Origin of the sequence: Bacillus sp. FSL L8-0152, from assembly GCF_038006365.1 — a bacterium.
Taxonomy (GTDB): domain Bacteria; phylum Bacillota; class Bacilli; order Bacillales; family Bacillaceae_G; genus Bacillus_A; species Bacillus_A cereus.
The window spans coordinates 5,310,476-5,326,342 of record NZ_JBBOVB010000001.1 but is presented as its reverse complement, the minus strand read 5'-3'; the positions used below and the strand labels follow the sequence as shown (position 1 = coordinate 5,326,342).

The following is a 15,867-nucleotide window of genomic DNA, read 5'->3' as shown; positions in this document are numbered from 1 at the left end:
TAGTGGGCGGTTCGTAGCCTCTTGCATGAGGAAGTGAACCGCCCGTTAGAACGGGTTATATAAATAGAAGGAGGCGTTATAATGGAAGCGAATATTAATACGCAAGATGTAGTTTCAAAAAAGCCATCATTATTTGGAATGATTACTTCTCCAGGTGAGCAGTTTGAGAGAATGAAGACGAGTAATGCAGTTTGGGGTGCATTTTGGCTACTGGTTTTAATAGCTGGGCTTGTTGGGGGATTTGCTGCTTATGTATATTCTCTAACACCTGAGGCAATTAACCTTAATAAGGAATTAGGTGTTACTGTTTCAGCTGCAATGACATACGGTATGGGATTTGGGGTAATTGCTATTAGTATGGCATTTGTCTTTCTACTTAGTGCCGTGGTGTATAAAGTGTTAATGGTGTTTATAAGCAATGATACTTCTTATAAAAAATTATTAGCGATTACTGTATATTCAAGTGTTATTTCATTACTTGGTTTATTAATAAATACGATTTTAGCATATATTTTAGGTGGAACGGGTCAAGAAATGTACACTGGCCTAGAACCGATTTTCGCCTCAAGTAGTGGTGTTGTAAAAGGTATTGTAAGTAAATTTGAAGTGTTTACAATCTGGGGATATGCAGTTACATGGCTAGGTCTTCAAATTACAGCAGGTTTAACTAAAAAGCAGGCAACAATTATTACTATTGTTTTCTTTGTTTTAACTCTTGGAATGGGAGCTTTACAAGGTATGTTCCAATAAGGAAATAAAATAGAAAGGGTGACTCTTCAAGAGAGTCACCTTTTTTATTTTTACCCTTATTTCAAATACCACCAACAAAATTTCAAATACTACATAGTGTAATTTCAAATTCCGTCGGTAGTATTTGAAATTACTCACAGTGAAATCTTTTCTTTATTTTTATATTGTGAAGGTACCGCGGAATACTAGAAAGGTATACCTTTTAGAAACGGGTACTGTGTGAAGCCAGCGACTTTTACAGAGGCAGTTGTTTTGTATGAAGGGATGATTGTAAATCAAATAAAGAAATTAGGTATTCGCCAAGATTATGAAGAGTATTATCAATGTGGTTTAATTGGTCTTTGGCATGCATATGAAAGATTTGATGCGGAGAAGGGGTGTTTCCCTGCATATGCACTTGTAACGGTGCGTGGTTATATATTAGAAAGATTGAAGAAAGAATCTACTGTACAAGAAAGATGTGTATGTGTAGGTGAGTATGAGGATATTTTTCATTTTGAAGATGTTGAAATAAGAGTGAAGGATTTTATGAGTGTGTTAGATGAGAAGGAGAAGTATATTATTTTTGAACGTTTTTTTGTAGGAAAGACGATGGGAGAAATCGCTTTAGAGACGGAAATGACATATTATCAAGTAAGATGGATGTATCGGCAAGCACTCGAGAAAATGCGAGATAGTGTAAGAGGATAAAAATAGCAAATAGAATGGAAGGTAAGGAAATACTACCTTCCATTCTATTTGTTATTAAGGTGATGAATCTTGCATGTTCATTTGGGATAATACATATCCAGCTTTCCATAATTGCTGACTTAACTTATGGGAACTAATTTGTATCGTTACGGTAGCTCCGTTTGAAAAATGAATTTTAGCTTGTTTAGCTTTTTGGAAAAACTCTATTGTATGAACATGTTTGAAGAAAAGCCAAATACAATTTGGAGAAGCAGGAGATTCTGTTGGGAAAGCACAAATATATTCTCTATGGTTGATCGGAATTGGGACGTTTTGTTTAAATTTAAATTTTGTTTTTACGGCATTACGTCTCCCTTGATAAGTAGAATGAATATTTGTTAGACAAGATTTCTGTATAAGTTGGAGAGCGGTCTGACAGGAGTAAAGATGGTTTCCGCTACTGTCGATGATTTTTGTACGGTAATAAGGGTGTTTACATGGTTCAAGCATCATTGTAGAACTAGAAATAAAAATGTTGTTTTCATTATCCATAATTCTATATCCTCCCTTATAATTCTCATTCTGAATATAATTATATATAAATTAAGTAAATTGATTGTTAATATTCTATTTCATATTGTAAATTTTGGCTATTCGTTTACAATCAATAGGTGATAGTCTTTCTAATTTGCATCGCTTGTACATATATATGAAAATAGAAAAGAGTAGGCGGTGATATAGTATGAAGAAAAAGTATATTATTATGGCTTTAGTTGTCATTCTCCTAGTATATTTAGCAAACAGCAATCCGAGTAAAGGAGAATATACAGAATGGGCAGCGAAGCAGTTTATGAAGCGTAATGATGTGAGTAAGAAGCTAGATGAAGTTCAAAAAGAGAATGAAGAGGGTCTCCTTGGCGACTTGGCATCGGCCGGTAAAAAGTTAGCGAAAAAGTATGTTGAGCCACAAGTTGGGTTATTAATTGATCATTATACGAAGCGAAATGATTATATATTCTTCTCAACATATACGACTGAGTTTGATATAGGTGAAGAACATTATAAGTACGTATGCGTCGGTTTTTCAAAGATTTTTATTCCGATTGAAATGCCGAAGAAAAAAGACGAATCTGCAAAATGATGCAGATTCGTCTTTTTCATTTTATAGAGTAATTGGAACTTCAGATACATTTTTTTCTACAAGGCGAGCTCCCTTTTTTCTTGTATTTTCATCAATGGATGAAAATACAGATGAGGCAAGGATTGTATCCATTACTTGATTTACGACTTGTGCATCGATTGGTGTGATGGGCGTATCGATAGAAAAAACGACTGTTTTTCCATCTTCTTTCGCGAAAATTAACTCTAGTACTTGCATGTGTTATTCCCTCCTTTGTATTTATCCAGCTATTTACGGGACTCGGGTCTGCTGGTTAAATTGCGGCTAATAATCAGCGGGGATGAATAAAATCCCTACTGATCCGAGTTTTACTTTATAGTTTAGAAAGATCTGATGTGCTAACAAGTTGTACAGCGTGAAGTGGTGATGCTTGTAAGGAAGCGAGAGCATGAGCTACGTTGTGTACTTGATCTAAGCTCGCATTTGTTTTAACACGTTTAAATTGTTTGCTCTTGAAAACTGTTTTGCCGTTCTTATCTAATCCGTTGTTTAAGACAAGACGTAAAGTTAAATCCATTACGATTGTTTCAATTGCCATGTGTATCACCTCCTTTCACTTTATAAATAGGGTACAAATGTCATGTTTTGGCGTGAAATTTTTTCTTTTTTTTGGTACCCTTAAAAGATTAAGAGAGGAGAATTCTGGATAATGAATCGTAAATGGTTATTTTGGATTCCTGTATTACTATGGATGGGGCTGATTTTCTATTCTTCGGCACAACCATATAAAAAGCAGGATATGCGTTCAGATATTGAACAATATGTGAATGTTGAATTTGTGAAAGAGCATTTTTCATGGGTATCTATCGATTATGGTGGAGGAACCCCTGTTAGTATTGCGAATAAAGGTGTAGGCGGATTTATTGAGTTTTTCCTTCGTAAAGGTGCTCATTTTATGGTGTTCTTTATGCTAGGTTCATTGATTTATTACGCTTTTCATCGATCAGGTCATTCGAGGAAAAGATGTTTTATATATGCCCTTCTTTTCGTTGCAGGTTATGCAACATTTGATGAAATTCATCAATGGTATACGGGGGACCGTACACCAATGTGGCAAGATTCATTGCTTGATACGTGCGGCGGATTAACCGGGATTATAATAAGTAATTGGTTTTGGAATAGAAAAAAGAGCTAATCTCATTTTGAGATTAGCTCTTTTTGTTTTATGTTTATACACCAAGTAATTCTTTTAGTTCGTCTGTTGATAGTTCAGTCATCCAACTATCGCTTGTGATGACCGCATTGTTTAGAGATTGTTTTCTCTCTAGCATTTCATCGATTTTTTCTTCTAATGTTCCTGTAGTAATGAGTTTGTGAACATGAACAAATCGTTTTTGACCAATGCGATATGCGCGGTCCGTCGCTTGATTTTCCACAGCTGGATTCCACCAACGGTCGTAGTGAATGACATGGTTGGCAGCGGTTAAGTTTAGTCCTGTTCCGCCAGCTTTTAAAGATAAGATGAAAATGTCATACGTTTCATTTTGGAATTCCTCAATCATCTTGTCACGATCTTTTTTCGGTACACTACCGTTTAAGAAGAGGACACGCTGGCCGAATTTTTCTTCTAGCACACGTTTTAGCATGTTCCCCATGCCGATGTATTGAGTGAAGATGAGGCAACTTTCATTTTGATCTTTTATATTTTCGATGAGCTCCATTAATATTTTTGTTTTCATAGAGCGTTCAACGACATTTTGTGGCTCTTCTTCTTTTAAATAAAGAGCTGGATGATTACAAATTTGTTTTAGCTTGTTCAGCATAAGTAATATAAAGCCGCGTCTTTCAATTCCGCTTAATCCTTCTACATTTTGCAGTGTATCTTGAACAAGTTGTTCATATAAGGAAGCTTGTTCACCAGTAAGAGGACAATAAGCTTTTTGTTCTTGTTTATCTGGTAAATTTAATGCGACTGTTTGATCTTTCTTCGTTCGGCGCAGTAAAAATGGTGAGATAAACCGTTGAACTTGCTGGATTTTTCCTTCATCACGATCTTTTTCAATCGGTGTGACGAAGCGGCGCTGGAATTGCCCTAAGCTTCCGAGATATCCATGATTAATAAAGTCAAAAATGGACCAAAGTTCAGCGAGGCGATTTTCCATCGGCGTACCAGTTAAAGCGATTTTGTGATTTGCTTGCAAGTTTCGTACTGCTTTCGACTGTTTCGTATGTGGGTTCTTAATATTTTGTGCTTCATCCAAAATAACAGCATCCCAGCATAATGAAGTTAGTTCTTCCTCATCGAGTTGAGCCAATGCATAAGATGTTAATACAACATCTGCTGATTGAAGGAAATCTTCAAATGAATTGCCCTTATCTCTATTACTTCCGTAATGTAATTGAACACGTAAATTCGGTGCGAAACGCTCAAATTCTTTTTGCCAATTTCCAAGAACAGATGTCGGTGCTACGATTAATGCAGGGCCTTTTTTGAGATTGTTTTCTTTTATATATAGTAAGTAAGAGATTGTTTGAATACTTTTCCCGAGTCCCATATCGTCAGCTAGCAATGCTCCAAATCCAAGCTTTCGTAAATATAATAACCATTCAATACCGTGTTGTTGATACGGACGAAGTGTTGCGTTTAGTGAAGTAGGGACATCTACTTTTGGAATATCTCCAATATGAAGCAGCTTCTGGAAGAGTTCTTCATAATATCCATCTAGTTCGATTTCAATATCAGTAAACGGGCTATTATCTTCTACAATTTCCGTTTCAGCCGTATTTGATAAATGTTGCTGCAGGACATCTTTCATCTCTAGTCCGTATTTATCGGCACGGTTCATGAGTTTTCTTACTTCTTCGATAAAGGCTGGATCTAGTCGCATCCATTGACCGTTTATATTAAATAGACGTTTGTTTTGTTCAACGAGTTCGAAAAATTCGCTTTCCGATAAATCAATGCCGTTCGTCGAAATGCGCCAGTCAAAATTAACGAGCGTATTCATACCGAAGAACGATTGTGTTTGTGCTGTATTTTGCTTCAACTGAACACGTAATTTCGGTTTTGTTGCTTTTAAATTTTGCCACCATGATGGTAGTAAAATTGTAATGCCGGCTGCAAGTAATTCATTGCTTGCTTCTGTTAAGAAGTTCCACGCTTCGGTTTCAAAGAGCTCATTTCGGAACGTATCTCCTTCTTTTAACCACGGTATGAGCTTACTAAAACCTTCTTGTGTCTCTGTAATCCGTTCTTCGTAATCGTGCCATCTTTTCGGTAAGGAATCGATGTTTTCATATACATATATGCGATGCGCCCCGCGCTTTGGTGTCACAATTGTTTCAAGCTTCCACATTTCAAATTCTTCTTGTGGTTCTTGCAATCTTAGTCCGATTGTAAACGGAAGATCATCTTCAATATAACCAATTTTTCGAAGCCAATCTTCTTCATGTAGTGCTGTTTCCAATTGTCTTTTCGTAAAGTCGTAATGTTCATATAGTCTTTTGGCATCTTCCCAGCCGTCATTTGAGCGATTATCTTGTAATATGCTTTCATTAACTGCTGCTGAGAAAAGAGATGCTAATGTGTCATCTTCAATTGGTGTATTTTGAACTTTCCAAGATGGTTGTTTGGACCAATGATTCATATCTGGTACGAAGCTACCACTCGTAAAGGCATCCCATAATTCATTTGCATCTTTCGTAAGGGCTGTAATAGGTCCGTTTATTTGCATATGTGCAAATGAATTCATCGGTTTGTTTGCAATGTATTCAAAGGCTTGTGCATTTGTTAGCAGCACACCTTGTTTTCCTTCGAAGGTTGCTTCTTTTAGAGAAGTACCGTAGAAAGAAGTGGAGTGCCATGTGAATGCATTTCGTTTCCAACTTGTTACGGATAATGGAGTACCGCTGTCATCTTCTCCCCAAAGGAACCAACCTTGACTAACATGCTGGAGCCTAATTGTTACTTCAGTTTGATTGATCATCGATTAATTTTCCTTTCCGTAATTCCTCTTGTAGTGCACGCAGACGTGAATGGAGATTGGCGATGTGAATAATGAAAGCATCCCATTCATCGGTGCGTTTTAATCGTTTATATAATGTGCGTAATTTCTTTAAGTAACGAACTGCGCGTTTATATGATTTGCGATTTCGTTCTTCAATCGCCTCTACAGCAGCAAGATGGTAAAGAGGAAGTGCCGCTTCTGGCGCTTCTTTTTCAATATCTTTCAGTGGCTCTTTTAACAGTTCAATTGCTTCAAATCCATATAGGAGATGAAGCTCTGCCCATGTGCGATACTGTTTTTTCGCGAGTACGTACTGTTCATAGTTTGTGAAACTATACGGTAATAGTTCTTGTAAGATCATTTCGAAACCCGCTTGTTCATTTGTATGTGTTGCATATGTTTCATACATGATTACAAATAGGCGAACGACATCTTTTATAAAAATCGTATTTTCGTGATCTTGGATTGTTTTCTTTACTTGTTTATACGTAAAGGAAAGCCAATTTTTCGCACGATCCCACTGCATGGCACTTAATAGTTCTTCTAACCAATAGAAGTATAGACTCACAACAGAAGCAGGCTGTTTTTTTAGTAAGTCCATCGCTAGTAGATCTTCGTCATTCAAAAAGAGAAGATGGGAAGACGCTAACGCTTTGGATAGTGGATTGATTTTCGTATCGATTCGTTTTTCTTCTTCTTGTATTTTCTCTTTATTGTTTAAAAGTTCACTCCATATGTGACGATAAATGAAAAATCGCTCTTGCGTATAAGTGTCGGTAGAGAAGAATACTTCATGAACGAGACGAGCTGTTTCTTGTAAAATTATTTCAGACTCTGAAGGAATCGCTTCTGATTGTAAGTCCCGAACGATGGATTCCACTTTGTCTACAAATAGGCGAATGACATTAACAGGTTGGTGATAAGAATACGTTTTGTTTGCGTCGAATGCCTGAATTTCTTCTAATAACTTTTGAAAGCAGTAAAGTGCTGCGTGTAACCTGAATAATTCATGTATCGCAATGACACGCGGAGCTTTCCGCTCAAGTTTCGTATAGAAATCTGTAAAGATACTCATAAGAAAATACATTTGTTTATAAGTAAGCCGAGCTTGTTCTTTTTTAAATGATTCATATTCTTTTTCAAAATACGATTGCCAACTTTTATAATCGGTTTCTTCAAAAGCTGATGATTGCAATACTTGTCTTGCAGTTCGAATAGGAGGAAGGGAAGGTTTCGTATTATTTTTAAATAAAGTTAATACATCTCCTACTTGCCCGAAACTAGACGCTGCAGATAGTAATACAGCAAGCATATGCTCACATTGTGTTGGTGCGAAGCAATCACAATAACTTTCAGCGACGTTACGAATCGGAATATGAACGCTATATACGTTGCCTTCCGCATCTACAGTTCCTGATAGTGTATAACCATCAAAGTCAACGTTGTAGACAACACCACTACGATATAGGTGCCGAGCTGTAGCGACATGTTCCTGATCAGCTGTTTGCTGTGGATCTAGTCCTTGAACGAACTCATTCGCAATCATCATAATTTCATCTTTCGTAATTGAGTGTTGCAGCATAATATTCCTCCGTACACATATTTCTTTCCTTTACCATTATAAACAAAAAATGCTCAAAACAGAAAAAATGAAATTTGGATTACATAACTTGAAAATCATGGTAATATATAAAATGTTAATTTTATATATGAATATATACGTATAGGAGGAGAAATGATTTGTCAGATTTACAGACGAAGTTAGGTAGTGGAATGAATAAGTTACAAGAAGGAATAGAACAAGGGAAAATGAAGTTGCAAGTTGCACAAGAAATTGCTCAATTGAAAAAAGGAATGCAAGTGCAAATGCAGAAAAAAGCAGAGGTTCTATTAGAGGTTGGACAGCAAGTGTACGTTCAATTAAGAGGAAATGGAGTAAATGAAGCGAGCTTAAAAGAAATGATTGCTCCAGTTCAAGAATTTGATGTAGCTATTTATCAAGCAAGAAAACGCATTGTTGAATTGCAAAAACAACAAGGTGAAAAAGCTACATGTGAATGTGGTGGACCTTTATCAATAAATGATAAGTTTTGTGGTTCGTGTGGAAAGCCTAACCCGATGTTAGCAGTAGAAAATGAAGGTGAAACGGTAAATTGTATTTCATGTAATGAGCATATCGATAAAAACTCTACTTACTGTCCAGTTTGTGGAATTAAGCAAAGTGGGGAGTGAATTAAATGTATTGTCGCACATGTGGAAAACAACATGGTGAAGAAGTAAATTATTGTCCAAATGAAGGTAGTATGGAGATTGCAGGAGCTATAGATGCAATAACATTAGAAAAAGATACTGCAAAATACTGCAAAGGTTGTGGCAATGAAAATGCTCAAAAAAATTTATATTGTCAAAAGTGTGGGTATTCTTTATTTGTTGCGAAGAAAAAAGAACAATCTGTAAAATTGCCTACAATGGATGGTGCTCCTAAAGTTGAATTTAAAGCAGATAAAGCCGTTTTACAAAAAGGTTTGATTGGTGGGGCTGTTGCAAGTATTCTCATGTTAATTGCTGGTTGGATTGGTAGTTTATTATTTGCTTCTATAATAAGTGAGATGTTTAGCAAATTTGCGAAAGAATTAGATATGTTGCCGAATTTTTATTCGAGTGCAACTTCTACGATGTTAAGTTATCATTTACTTGGTTTTACAGCTAACGACGATAGTGGATTGATATTTTCTTTATCTTGGCATACTCCATTTACATTACTATTAATCATTCCATTTATTATTTTCGCTGGTACAGGAATTTGGTTAGGGAAGCAGCATGTTGCGAAAACGATTAAAGATCAAATTTTTATGGCATCAACAGTTGGTATTATTTATGGCGTCTTTTTATTCATTATAAGTTTTATAGCATCACAATCTTTTGCAATTCCATTCTCAGATGCAGGTAAGATTACGGTTGGCTATTCAGCGATTAAGAGTTTATTGAGTGGTTTTGTATGTGGGACATTATTTACCTTATTAGGATTTATTGCTCATACAAGCAAAAACAATATGGCAGCAGCATTTCAAGAGTTAATGCCATATGGAGCGTCTGTTTATTACGGTGTTTCAGCTATGATAAAAGGACTTTTAGTAACAGCGGTAGCGGTTTGTATTATGGCGTTAGTAAGTAAGGAAGATGGTATTGAACCATTAAAAGAAATAACAACTTTAAAATCTGAAAGTACATTATTAGCATTAGAGTTAACACCTCAATTATGGAGTATGGCTCATTTTGCGCCGTTAGAAGTATCAAGTCCAGCACTTAGTAAGGAATTTACTGGAATTGGTAAGAAATCAAAAGCATATGAGAGCACACTATCGTTTTCATTTATATCAGGCGTCTCTGTAAATGGCGTAGAGCTCAGAGAGATATTGATTTCAAAAGGAGCAAATGAGGAAAGCCTTGCAGAATTTGATAAAGTGAATAACGTATTCCATTATGGTTTATTACTGCTTATTATTCCATTGTTCTTTATGTTTAGAGCGGGAAGAAAGTTAGCTAAATTACCGACTGCCAATATATATATTACATTAGCGGTATGCAGTGGTTCTTACACAATTATGATGATTGTAATGAATATGATTTCTAAGTTCCAAATTAATGTTTCAGGAACTGTAACAGGTTTATTTGGAACAAGTGGAACGGTATTATCTATGCAAAATTCATTTATATATTTAACTTTGTTTAGCTTGATTGTGACATATGTAGCAGCATTTGCTGGAATGAAATTAGCTAAAAAATAGGAGGAGAGCACGTTGAAGTTTTGTGGAACATGTAAAAAGAACGTTGCAGACCATTTAAACTTTTGTCCTGAGTGTGGGAGTAAAGTAGAAGTAATCGTTGATAACACTGCTGCTTCATATACAGAATTACAAAGCGAGACAAAACCAGTGAAAAGTAAGAAAAATGTATTTTTAATCATTGGTTTTGCTATTATTGTTATTTTATTATTTGGGGCATATAAATTTGGAGCATATAAGTTTTCAAAAGAAAAGCAAGTAAATGTAATGATTGAAGCATTCCAAAAGAAAGATATTAACGCAATTGATGAGTTTGTGAAAGCAAATGATTCAAGCTTAAAGATTAAGACAGAGGATATTAAAGCGTACATGCGTTATTTAAAAGAGAATCCTTCTTACAACAAACAATTGTTGTCTTATTTACAGAAAGAGACAGTAGATCAAAAGTTAACAAAAGATAAACCTGCATTTAAAGACGGGGAAATAGTAGAAGAGGGAAAAGAGTGGTTCTTATATCCAAAGTATAAGTTCAGCATGAAATCTTATTATATGAATGTAAGTACAACTGCAAAGAATGCAGAAATATATGTGAATGACAAAAAAGAAACAGAGCTTTCTAGTGATAAAAATTCGAAAGAATTGGGGCCATACTTCCCAGGTACATATGTTGTAAAGGCAACGGCGAAGACAGAACTTACTGAATTAGAAACAGAGAAAGAAGTAGATTTAGCGGATGAGCAGAGTGAGAAAGTGAAAATTGATTTATCGCTTGAAGGCAAGTATGTAAGCATTTCTTCTGATGAAAGTGATGCAACTGTATTTGTGAACGGGAAAAAACGTGGAAAATTAAGTTATGGAAGTTATAAGCTTGGTCCTGTATCCACAGATGAAACAGTAGAAGTACATTTAGAGAAAACTACTGATTTTGGTGTGATGAAATCTGAAAGTATTAAAATTGGAGACCAAAGCACGTATTACTTAAAATTCCCGAAAGAAACATCAAATTCAGCAGTGGGCGAATTTGTAAAAAATCATATTTATGATAACGTACGTGCAATTTCATTAAATGATTTTAGTTTAATTGAAAATAATTATGATAAGAGCGGGAAATCGTATAAGGAAGACCGTGATTATATACAGTATTTACACAAAAAAGGAATTACAGAAGACTTATTAACGATGGAAGTTCGTAATGTAGAGCGTCAAAGTGATACGAAATATAAAGTAACGACATATGAAGAGTATCACATTCGTTACGGTGATGGATCTGTGAAGTTCAAAAGTTTTAATAACGAACATATTGTAACTGTGAATGGAAATGGAAAGATGCTGTATCATTCTCTTGGTGCAAATAATACGTTGAAATCAGAAGATGTATCTGGTCCAACTCGTTAATATGAGAGAAGCTGTTCAATATTTGAACAGCTTCTTTATTTTGTAGCTAAATCGATATTTCGTGTAACCGTTGATATATCGTAAGTTATGATAGATATAATTGAAAAATCGTTGATATATTGCGATTTATGATAGATATATTCGGAAAATCGTTGATATATTTTTTTTAATTATGAGTGCGTTTCCTTTAATATCGATTGTACATACGAATCATGTAATATTTGCTCTATAATTGGCAACATATTTTGTTCAAATGGAATGTCGATAGGAAATGGTTTTTGAGAGCCTGGTTTTATTCCATATTGCACAATTTTGTAATGTGTATTGTTTTCAGACTTGAGCACAATTAACTTATAGCGATTATCATCGCCAGCGAGTGAGAAATCAATAGAAGTAGCGTTATATGTTACTTCATCTTTATATATGTACGGTTTTGGCGTACCAATCCAGTCTACTTTTGCTTGTACATTCATGGGCATAGCCTCCTTATGTGTATTATAAATAAATAAAAGCCAGCTCTCAATAAAGAGAACCGGCTTGTAATTTAGCAGTCATTGGTTATTTTAAAATTTTCACTTTAACAGTTTTGCGTCCCCATTTTTGAGCAGCACTATCTGATCCAAGTAAGATATCGATACGGTTACCTTTAATTGCACCACCAGTATCTCCAGCGATAGCTTCTCCGTAACCTTCTACCCATACTTTAGATCCTAATGGGATTACTTTCGGGTCAACAGCGATCATTTTCATGTTTGGATTCGCAGTTAAATCATGACCCATTGCAGTTAATACACGGCCGCCATATGTGCCACCGTTTTCGCTCGGGTGAGCTGTATATGCTGTAGCTACAACTGTTAACTCACGACCACCAGATGGTGTGCTAGTTTCAGCAGCTTTCACAGCAGGCTTAGCAGCTGGTTTTGCTTGTGCTGCAGGTGCTTGAGCCTTAGCTGGTGCTTCAGCTTTAGCAGGAACAGTCGTTTCTTGTTTCTCAATTACAGGTGCTGTACCTGTTAAGAAAGGAACATGAACATAAGCTGTTTTCCCGTTATATTCAAATTGTAACCACTCATTTTGTACTTGGTTCGTTGTTTCGATTACATCGTCTTTCTTCAACTTTCCAAGAATTTCTGAGTTTGTGTTCGCTTCAGCACGTACGTTTAATACGTTAGCTGTTACGTAGTAGATGCTTTTTGTGAACTCTGCACTTACGAATGCGTCTTTACCGTCTAAAGTAACTTTTGACCATCCGTTCTCTGTATTTTGAACATCTATCTTATTACCGTTTAGTAATTTACCGACAACTTTTGATTCCATAGTAGGGTTTTCGCGTACGTTTAGTACGTCTGTTGTTACAACAGTTTCTGCATTAGCAGATGATGTGAAAATCCCAAGACCAAAAACTGCTGCTGTTGCTATTCCAATTAATTTTTTCATGATAGCCTCCATTGCGTTTGTTTTCGTGTCCTCATTATAGCAACAGATTTTTTCGGATTTAGGGAAAACACACAATTACAAACCATTCGTAATAAGTCGTTAACATCCTGTAATATAACAAAAAATATAGGAAAGCGTTTTTCATTCTATATGACTCATAGGTTTCTAGTTATATTCAAAATATTTAATACAACATATTTTTTTCGTCGTAAATAAAAACATTACAGGAATGTTACATGATGTTTACTAAACAATTACATTCCTTGAGTATTTTACCGTTTTATGGGTAATATAGTTATATAAACATAAACATTTTGTTTGTGAAGCTATAAACACGTGCTATATACTAGCAAAAAAACCGCATAATTGTTACAAAACGAAAGGGTTGCAAGGAAGAACTTTGCCCTTTTTTACATATGTAACACATCCTTTTTTAGGAAAATACATTCCTATCCGCGTTTTTCTCACACAATTTGACAGCAGTATTTCTAACTTGTAGCTCTTGCAGAGTGAAAAGGTTATACGAAAGGTAAGGCTGTCCATAAGAATTCGAATTGGTGAAGGTGAAAGTAAGAAAATCACCGCAAAATTATAGTTTTCTATCCGATTTTACATATCGGAATTTATGTTATTTACAAAAACGAAACCTACGAAGGGGGATTTGATGAGGAAACTGACAAAAACATTCATCGTTTCATTAACATTATGTATTGCATTTACAATTTGGGGGATTATTCCCGAATCTATTATTGGAAAAGGTAGCTTAGGAAATGTAACAACCGCAATTCAAACTGCATTAGTTAGTAAGTTTGGATGGTTTTATATTATTTCCGTTTCTATTATTTTAGGTGTATCTATCTTTTTAATTGTTTCGAAATACGGTTCTATTCGTTTAGGTAAAGATGATGACGAACCTGATTATAGTTATATGACATGGTTTGCTATGTTATTTAGTGCTGGTATGGGTATTGGCTTAGTTTTCTGGGGCGTTGCCGAACCATTAAACCATTTATACGCACCTCCGTTTGGGGATAGTGCAACTGAGGAAAGTGCGCGCCTTGCACTGCGTTTTTCATTTTTCCATTGGGGATTACATCCTTGGGGACTATATGCGTTTGTAGCGTTATGTATTGCTTACTTTACCTTTAGAAAAGGAAAAGCAAGTACGATTAGTGCGACAGTAGGCCCGTTATTTAAGGGCGGGGAACACGGGCGTATTGCTCATTCATTTGATGTGTTAGCTGTTTTCGCAACTGTGTTTGGTGTTGCAACATCATTAGGTCTCGGTGCAAAACAAATTGCAGGTGGTGTTAGTTATTTAACATCTATCCCGAACTCATTAACGACTCAGTTAGTTATTATTGCAATCGTAACAGTATTATTTATGTTATCTGCGCAAACAGGTCTTGATAAAGGAATTAAATATTTAAGTAATACGAATATTATTTTTGCGTTTGCACTTATGATTATTGTATTATTTGCGGGTCCAACAAACTTTATTATGAATTACTTCACTTCAACAATCGGTTCTTATATTCAGGAATTACCAAGCATGAGCTTCCGTTTAAGTCCATTAGACGAAGGTGGAAACCAATGGATTCAATCGTGGACAATTTTCTATTGGGCATGGTGGATTGCATGGTCACCATTCGTAGGTACGTTTATTGCTCGTGTTTCACGAGGTCGTACGATTCGTGAGTTTGTTATCGGTGTGTTACTTGTGCCGACCGTAATTGGTGCACTTTGGTTCTCTGTGTTCGGCGGTACTGGTATTCATATGGAGCTGTTTGGTGATGCACATATCTTCGACAAAGTGAAAGAAATGGGAACAGAAGTAGGATTATTCGCTATGTTCGATCAGATGGGCAGCTTTGGATCAGCTTTATCGGTTTTAGGTATTTTACTTATTGCAACATTCTTTATTACATCTGCAGACTCTGCAACATTCGTTTTAGGGATGTTAACGACACATGGTAGTTTAAACCCACCAAATCGTATTAAAATGATTTGGGGTATCGTTCTAGCCGCGATAGCTTCTACGCTATTATATATTGGCGGATTAGAAGCCTTACAAACGGCAGCTATCATTGCAGCATTCCCGTTCGTCTTTGTTATTTTCTTTATGATGGCAGCATTATTTAAAGAGTTACAAAAAGAAGGACGTATGAAGCGTCATTAATAATAGAAGGAAAAGAGCTGATTTCATATCAGCTCTTTTTTTATCCCTCTATTTGCTGAGCAGTAAGAACCCCACCTCAAAATTCAGCAAAAGCAAATAAGTCGAGCTGCTTGTAAAAGCCCGATTGGTGATGGCTAATGAAAGTTTCACTTTATATAGAAGGAATTTGAAATGCGGGTAGGGGAAATAAAATACTTTACCATATAAGTAGTATGCCTTTTATACGAAGAAAAAACGATAGGTTTCGACAATATTCGATATCTTACGAATTCTATTCGTATTTTTGTCAAAAATATGTCGGAAATGTGTTGTCACGTTTATATATATGTGCTATATTATTTCCTGTAAGCGATTTCAAATAGTTTTAAAGCGCATTCAAGGGGGACATCTAGAATAATGAAACGTTACGAAAGAAAGTGGAAGCATATTTGTTTGAAACGTGTGGCACATCGTAGTGTCCAAGAAAGCACGGAACCTAAGACTGAAACGCGCAAAGAACAGCAAGAGAAGCAATTGGTTCTACAA

Annotated in this window: 15 protein-coding genes; 8 read left to right on the top strand and 7 right to left on the bottom strand. The window is 35.7% G+C overall.

Annotated elements, in window-relative coordinates:
• Positions 1-81: 81 nt before the first annotated feature.
• Positions 82-750 (top strand): Yip1 family protein, encoded by a 669-nt coding sequence (locus tag MHH27_RS27120; RefSeq protein ID WP_061660879.1) that lies wholly within the window; start codon positions 82-84, stop codon positions 748-750.
• 219 nt (positions 751-969) lie between these two features.
• A complete protein-coding gene (locus tag MHH27_RS27115; RefSeq protein ID WP_071713997.1) occupies positions 970-1,440 on the top strand; it encodes a sigma-70 family RNA polymerase sigma factor in 471 nt (156 codons plus the stop codon).
• Positions 1,441-1,494: 54 nt separating this feature from the next.
• Here MHH27_RS27115 and MHH27_RS27110 read toward each other — a convergent pair whose 3' ends face one another.
• Positions 1,495-1,971, bottom strand: coding sequence for a competence protein ComK (locus MHH27_RS27110; RefSeq protein ID WP_029443634.1), 477 nt, complete (start codon positions 1,969-1,971; stop codon positions 1,495-1,497).
• Between the two features lie 190 nt (positions 1,972-2,161).
• On the opposite strand from MHH27_RS27110, the gene MHH27_RS27105 reads away from it, so the two are divergent.
• Positions 2,162-2,560 carry a DUF4359 domain-containing protein gene (locus MHH27_RS27105; protein ID WP_000731400.1) on the top strand — a complete coding sequence of 133 codons (399 nt, stop codon included), beginning with the start codon at positions 2,162-2,164 and terminating at the stop codon, positions 2,558-2,560.
• 21 nt (positions 2,561-2,581) lie between these two features.
• On the opposite strand, the gene MHH27_RS27100 is transcribed toward MHH27_RS27105, so the two are convergent.
• Together MHH27_RS27100 and MHH27_RS27095 are read right to left on the bottom strand one after the other, a co-directional pair.
• On the bottom strand, positions 2,582-2,797 hold the full coding sequence (locus MHH27_RS27100; protein WP_001197593.1) for a DUF2922 domain-containing protein: 216 nt from the start codon (positions 2,795-2,797) through the stop codon (positions 2,582-2,584).
• 115 nt (positions 2,798-2,912) lie between these two features.
• Positions 2,913-3,137 carry a DUF1659 domain-containing protein gene (locus tag MHH27_RS27095; RefSeq protein WP_000963861.1) on the bottom strand — a complete coding sequence of 75 codons (225 nt, stop codon included), beginning with the start codon at positions 3,135-3,137 and terminating at the stop codon, positions 2,913-2,915.
• 111 nt (positions 3,138-3,248) lie between these two features.
• Here MHH27_RS27095 and MHH27_RS27090 point away from each other — a divergent pair, with 111 nt between their 5' ends.
• On the top strand, positions 3,249-3,734 hold the full coding sequence (locus tag MHH27_RS27090) for a VanZ family protein (RefSeq protein WP_023523524.1): 486 nt from the start codon (positions 3,249-3,251) through the stop codon (positions 3,732-3,734).
• Between the two features lie 34 nt (positions 3,735-3,768).
• On the opposite strand, the gene MHH27_RS27085 is transcribed toward MHH27_RS27090, so the two are convergent.
• Together MHH27_RS27085 and MHH27_RS27080 are read right to left on the bottom strand one after the other, a co-directional pair.
• A complete protein-coding gene (locus tag MHH27_RS27085) occupies positions 3,769-6,525 on the bottom strand; it encodes a DEAD/DEAH box helicase (protein ID WP_098508392.1) in 2,757 nt (918 codons plus the stop codon).
• Entirely contained in the window at positions 6,509-8,128 is a 1,620-nt protein-coding gene (locus MHH27_RS27080) for an SWIM zinc finger family protein (RefSeq protein ID WP_000939149.1), read from the bottom strand. Before MHH27_RS27080 ends, MHH27_RS27085 begins: the two co-directional genes overlap by 17 nt.
• 158 nt (positions 8,129-8,286) lie before the next feature.
• Between MHH27_RS27080 and MHH27_RS27075 the strand changes: the two genes are divergently transcribed.
• The 3 genes from MHH27_RS27075 to MHH27_RS27065 are packed head-to-tail and all read left to right on the top strand — an operon-like array spanning position 8,287 to position 11,726.
• Positions 8,287-8,778 (top strand): zinc ribbon domain-containing protein, encoded by a 492-nt coding sequence (locus MHH27_RS27075; RefSeq protein WP_001281749.1) that lies wholly within the window; start codon positions 8,287-8,289, stop codon positions 8,776-8,778.
• Positions 8,779-8,783: 5 nt separating this feature from the next.
• Positions 8,784-10,334 (top strand): zinc ribbon domain-containing protein, encoded by a 1,551-nt coding sequence (locus MHH27_RS27070; RefSeq protein WP_098508389.1) that lies wholly within the window; start codon positions 8,784-8,786, stop codon positions 10,332-10,334.
• A 12-nt stretch (positions 10,335-10,346) separates the two neighbouring features.
• Positions 10,347-11,726: a zinc ribbon domain-containing protein gene (locus tag MHH27_RS27065; RefSeq protein ID WP_098284356.1), complete on the top strand. Its 1,380-nt coding sequence runs from the start codon at positions 10,347-10,349 to the stop codon at positions 11,724-11,726.
• A gap of 170 nt (positions 11,727-11,896) precedes the next feature.
• Here the strand turns inward: MHH27_RS27065 and MHH27_RS27060 are convergent, their stop codons facing one another.
• Both MHH27_RS27060 and MHH27_RS27055 read right to left on the bottom strand, forming a co-directional pair.
• Complete coding sequence (locus tag MHH27_RS27060; RefSeq protein ID WP_088025154.1) at positions 11,897-12,199, bottom strand: DUF3910 family protein; 303 nt, start codon at positions 12,197-12,199, stop codon at positions 11,897-11,899.
• A gap of 85 nt (positions 12,200-12,284) precedes the next feature.
• Positions 12,285-13,163: a cell wall-binding protein EntA gene (locus tag MHH27_RS27055; protein WP_098508387.1), complete on the bottom strand. Its 879-nt coding sequence runs from the start codon at positions 13,161-13,163 to the stop codon at positions 12,285-12,287.
• 664 nt (positions 13,164-13,827) lie between these two features.
• Between MHH27_RS27055 and opuD the strand changes: the two genes are divergently transcribed.
• Positions 13,828-15,342: a glycine betaine transporter OpuD gene (opuD, locus tag MHH27_RS27050; RefSeq protein ID WP_001229103.1), complete on the top strand. Its 1,515-nt coding sequence runs from the start codon at positions 13,828-13,830 to the stop codon at positions 15,340-15,342.
• Positions 15,343-15,867: the final 525 nt, after the last annotated feature.

Bases quoted from the DNA above. Each gene is read 5' to 3' on its own strand.
- MHH27_RS27120 (WP_061660879.1), top strand. From the start codon at position 82: ATGGAAGCGAATATTAATACGCAAGATGTAGTTTCAAAAAAGCCATCA.
- MHH27_RS27110 (WP_029443634.1), bottom strand. From the start codon at position 1,971: ATGGATAATGAAAACAACATTTTTATTTCTAGTTCTACAATGATGCTT.
- MHH27_RS27105 (WP_000731400.1), top strand. From the start codon at position 2,162: ATGAAGAAAAAGTATATTATTATGGCTTTAGTTGTCATTCTCCTAGTA.
- MHH27_RS27100 (WP_001197593.1), bottom strand. From the start codon at position 2,797: ATGCAAGTACTAGAGTTAATTTTCGCGAAAGAAGATGGAAAAACAGTC.
- MHH27_RS27095 (WP_000963861.1), bottom strand. From the start codon at position 3,137: ATGGCAATTGAAACAATCGTAATGGATTTAACTTTACGTCTTGTCTTA.
- MHH27_RS27090 (WP_023523524.1), top strand. From the start codon at position 3,249: ATGAATCGTAAATGGTTATTTTGGATTCCTGTATTACTATGGATGGGG.
- MHH27_RS27085 (WP_098508392.1), bottom strand. From the start codon at position 6,525: ATGATCAATCAAACTGAAGTAACAATTAGGCTCCAGCATGTTAGTCAA.
- MHH27_RS27080 (WP_000939149.1), bottom strand. From the start codon at position 8,128: ATGCTGCAACACTCAATTACGAAAGATGAAATTATGATGATTGCGAAT.
- MHH27_RS27070 (WP_098508389.1), top strand. From the start codon at position 8,784: ATGTATTGTCGCACATGTGGAAAACAACATGGTGAAGAAGTAAATTAT.
- MHH27_RS27060 (WP_088025154.1), bottom strand. From the start codon at position 12,199: ATGAATGTACAAGCAAAAGTAGACTGGATTGGTACGCCAAAACCGTAC.
- MHH27_RS27055 (WP_098508387.1), bottom strand. From the start codon at position 13,163: ATGAAAAAATTAATTGGAATAGCAACAGCAGCAGTTTTTGGTCTTGGG.
- opuD (WP_001229103.1), top strand. From the start codon at position 13,828: ATGAGGAAACTGACAAAAACATTCATCGTTTCATTAACATTATGTATT.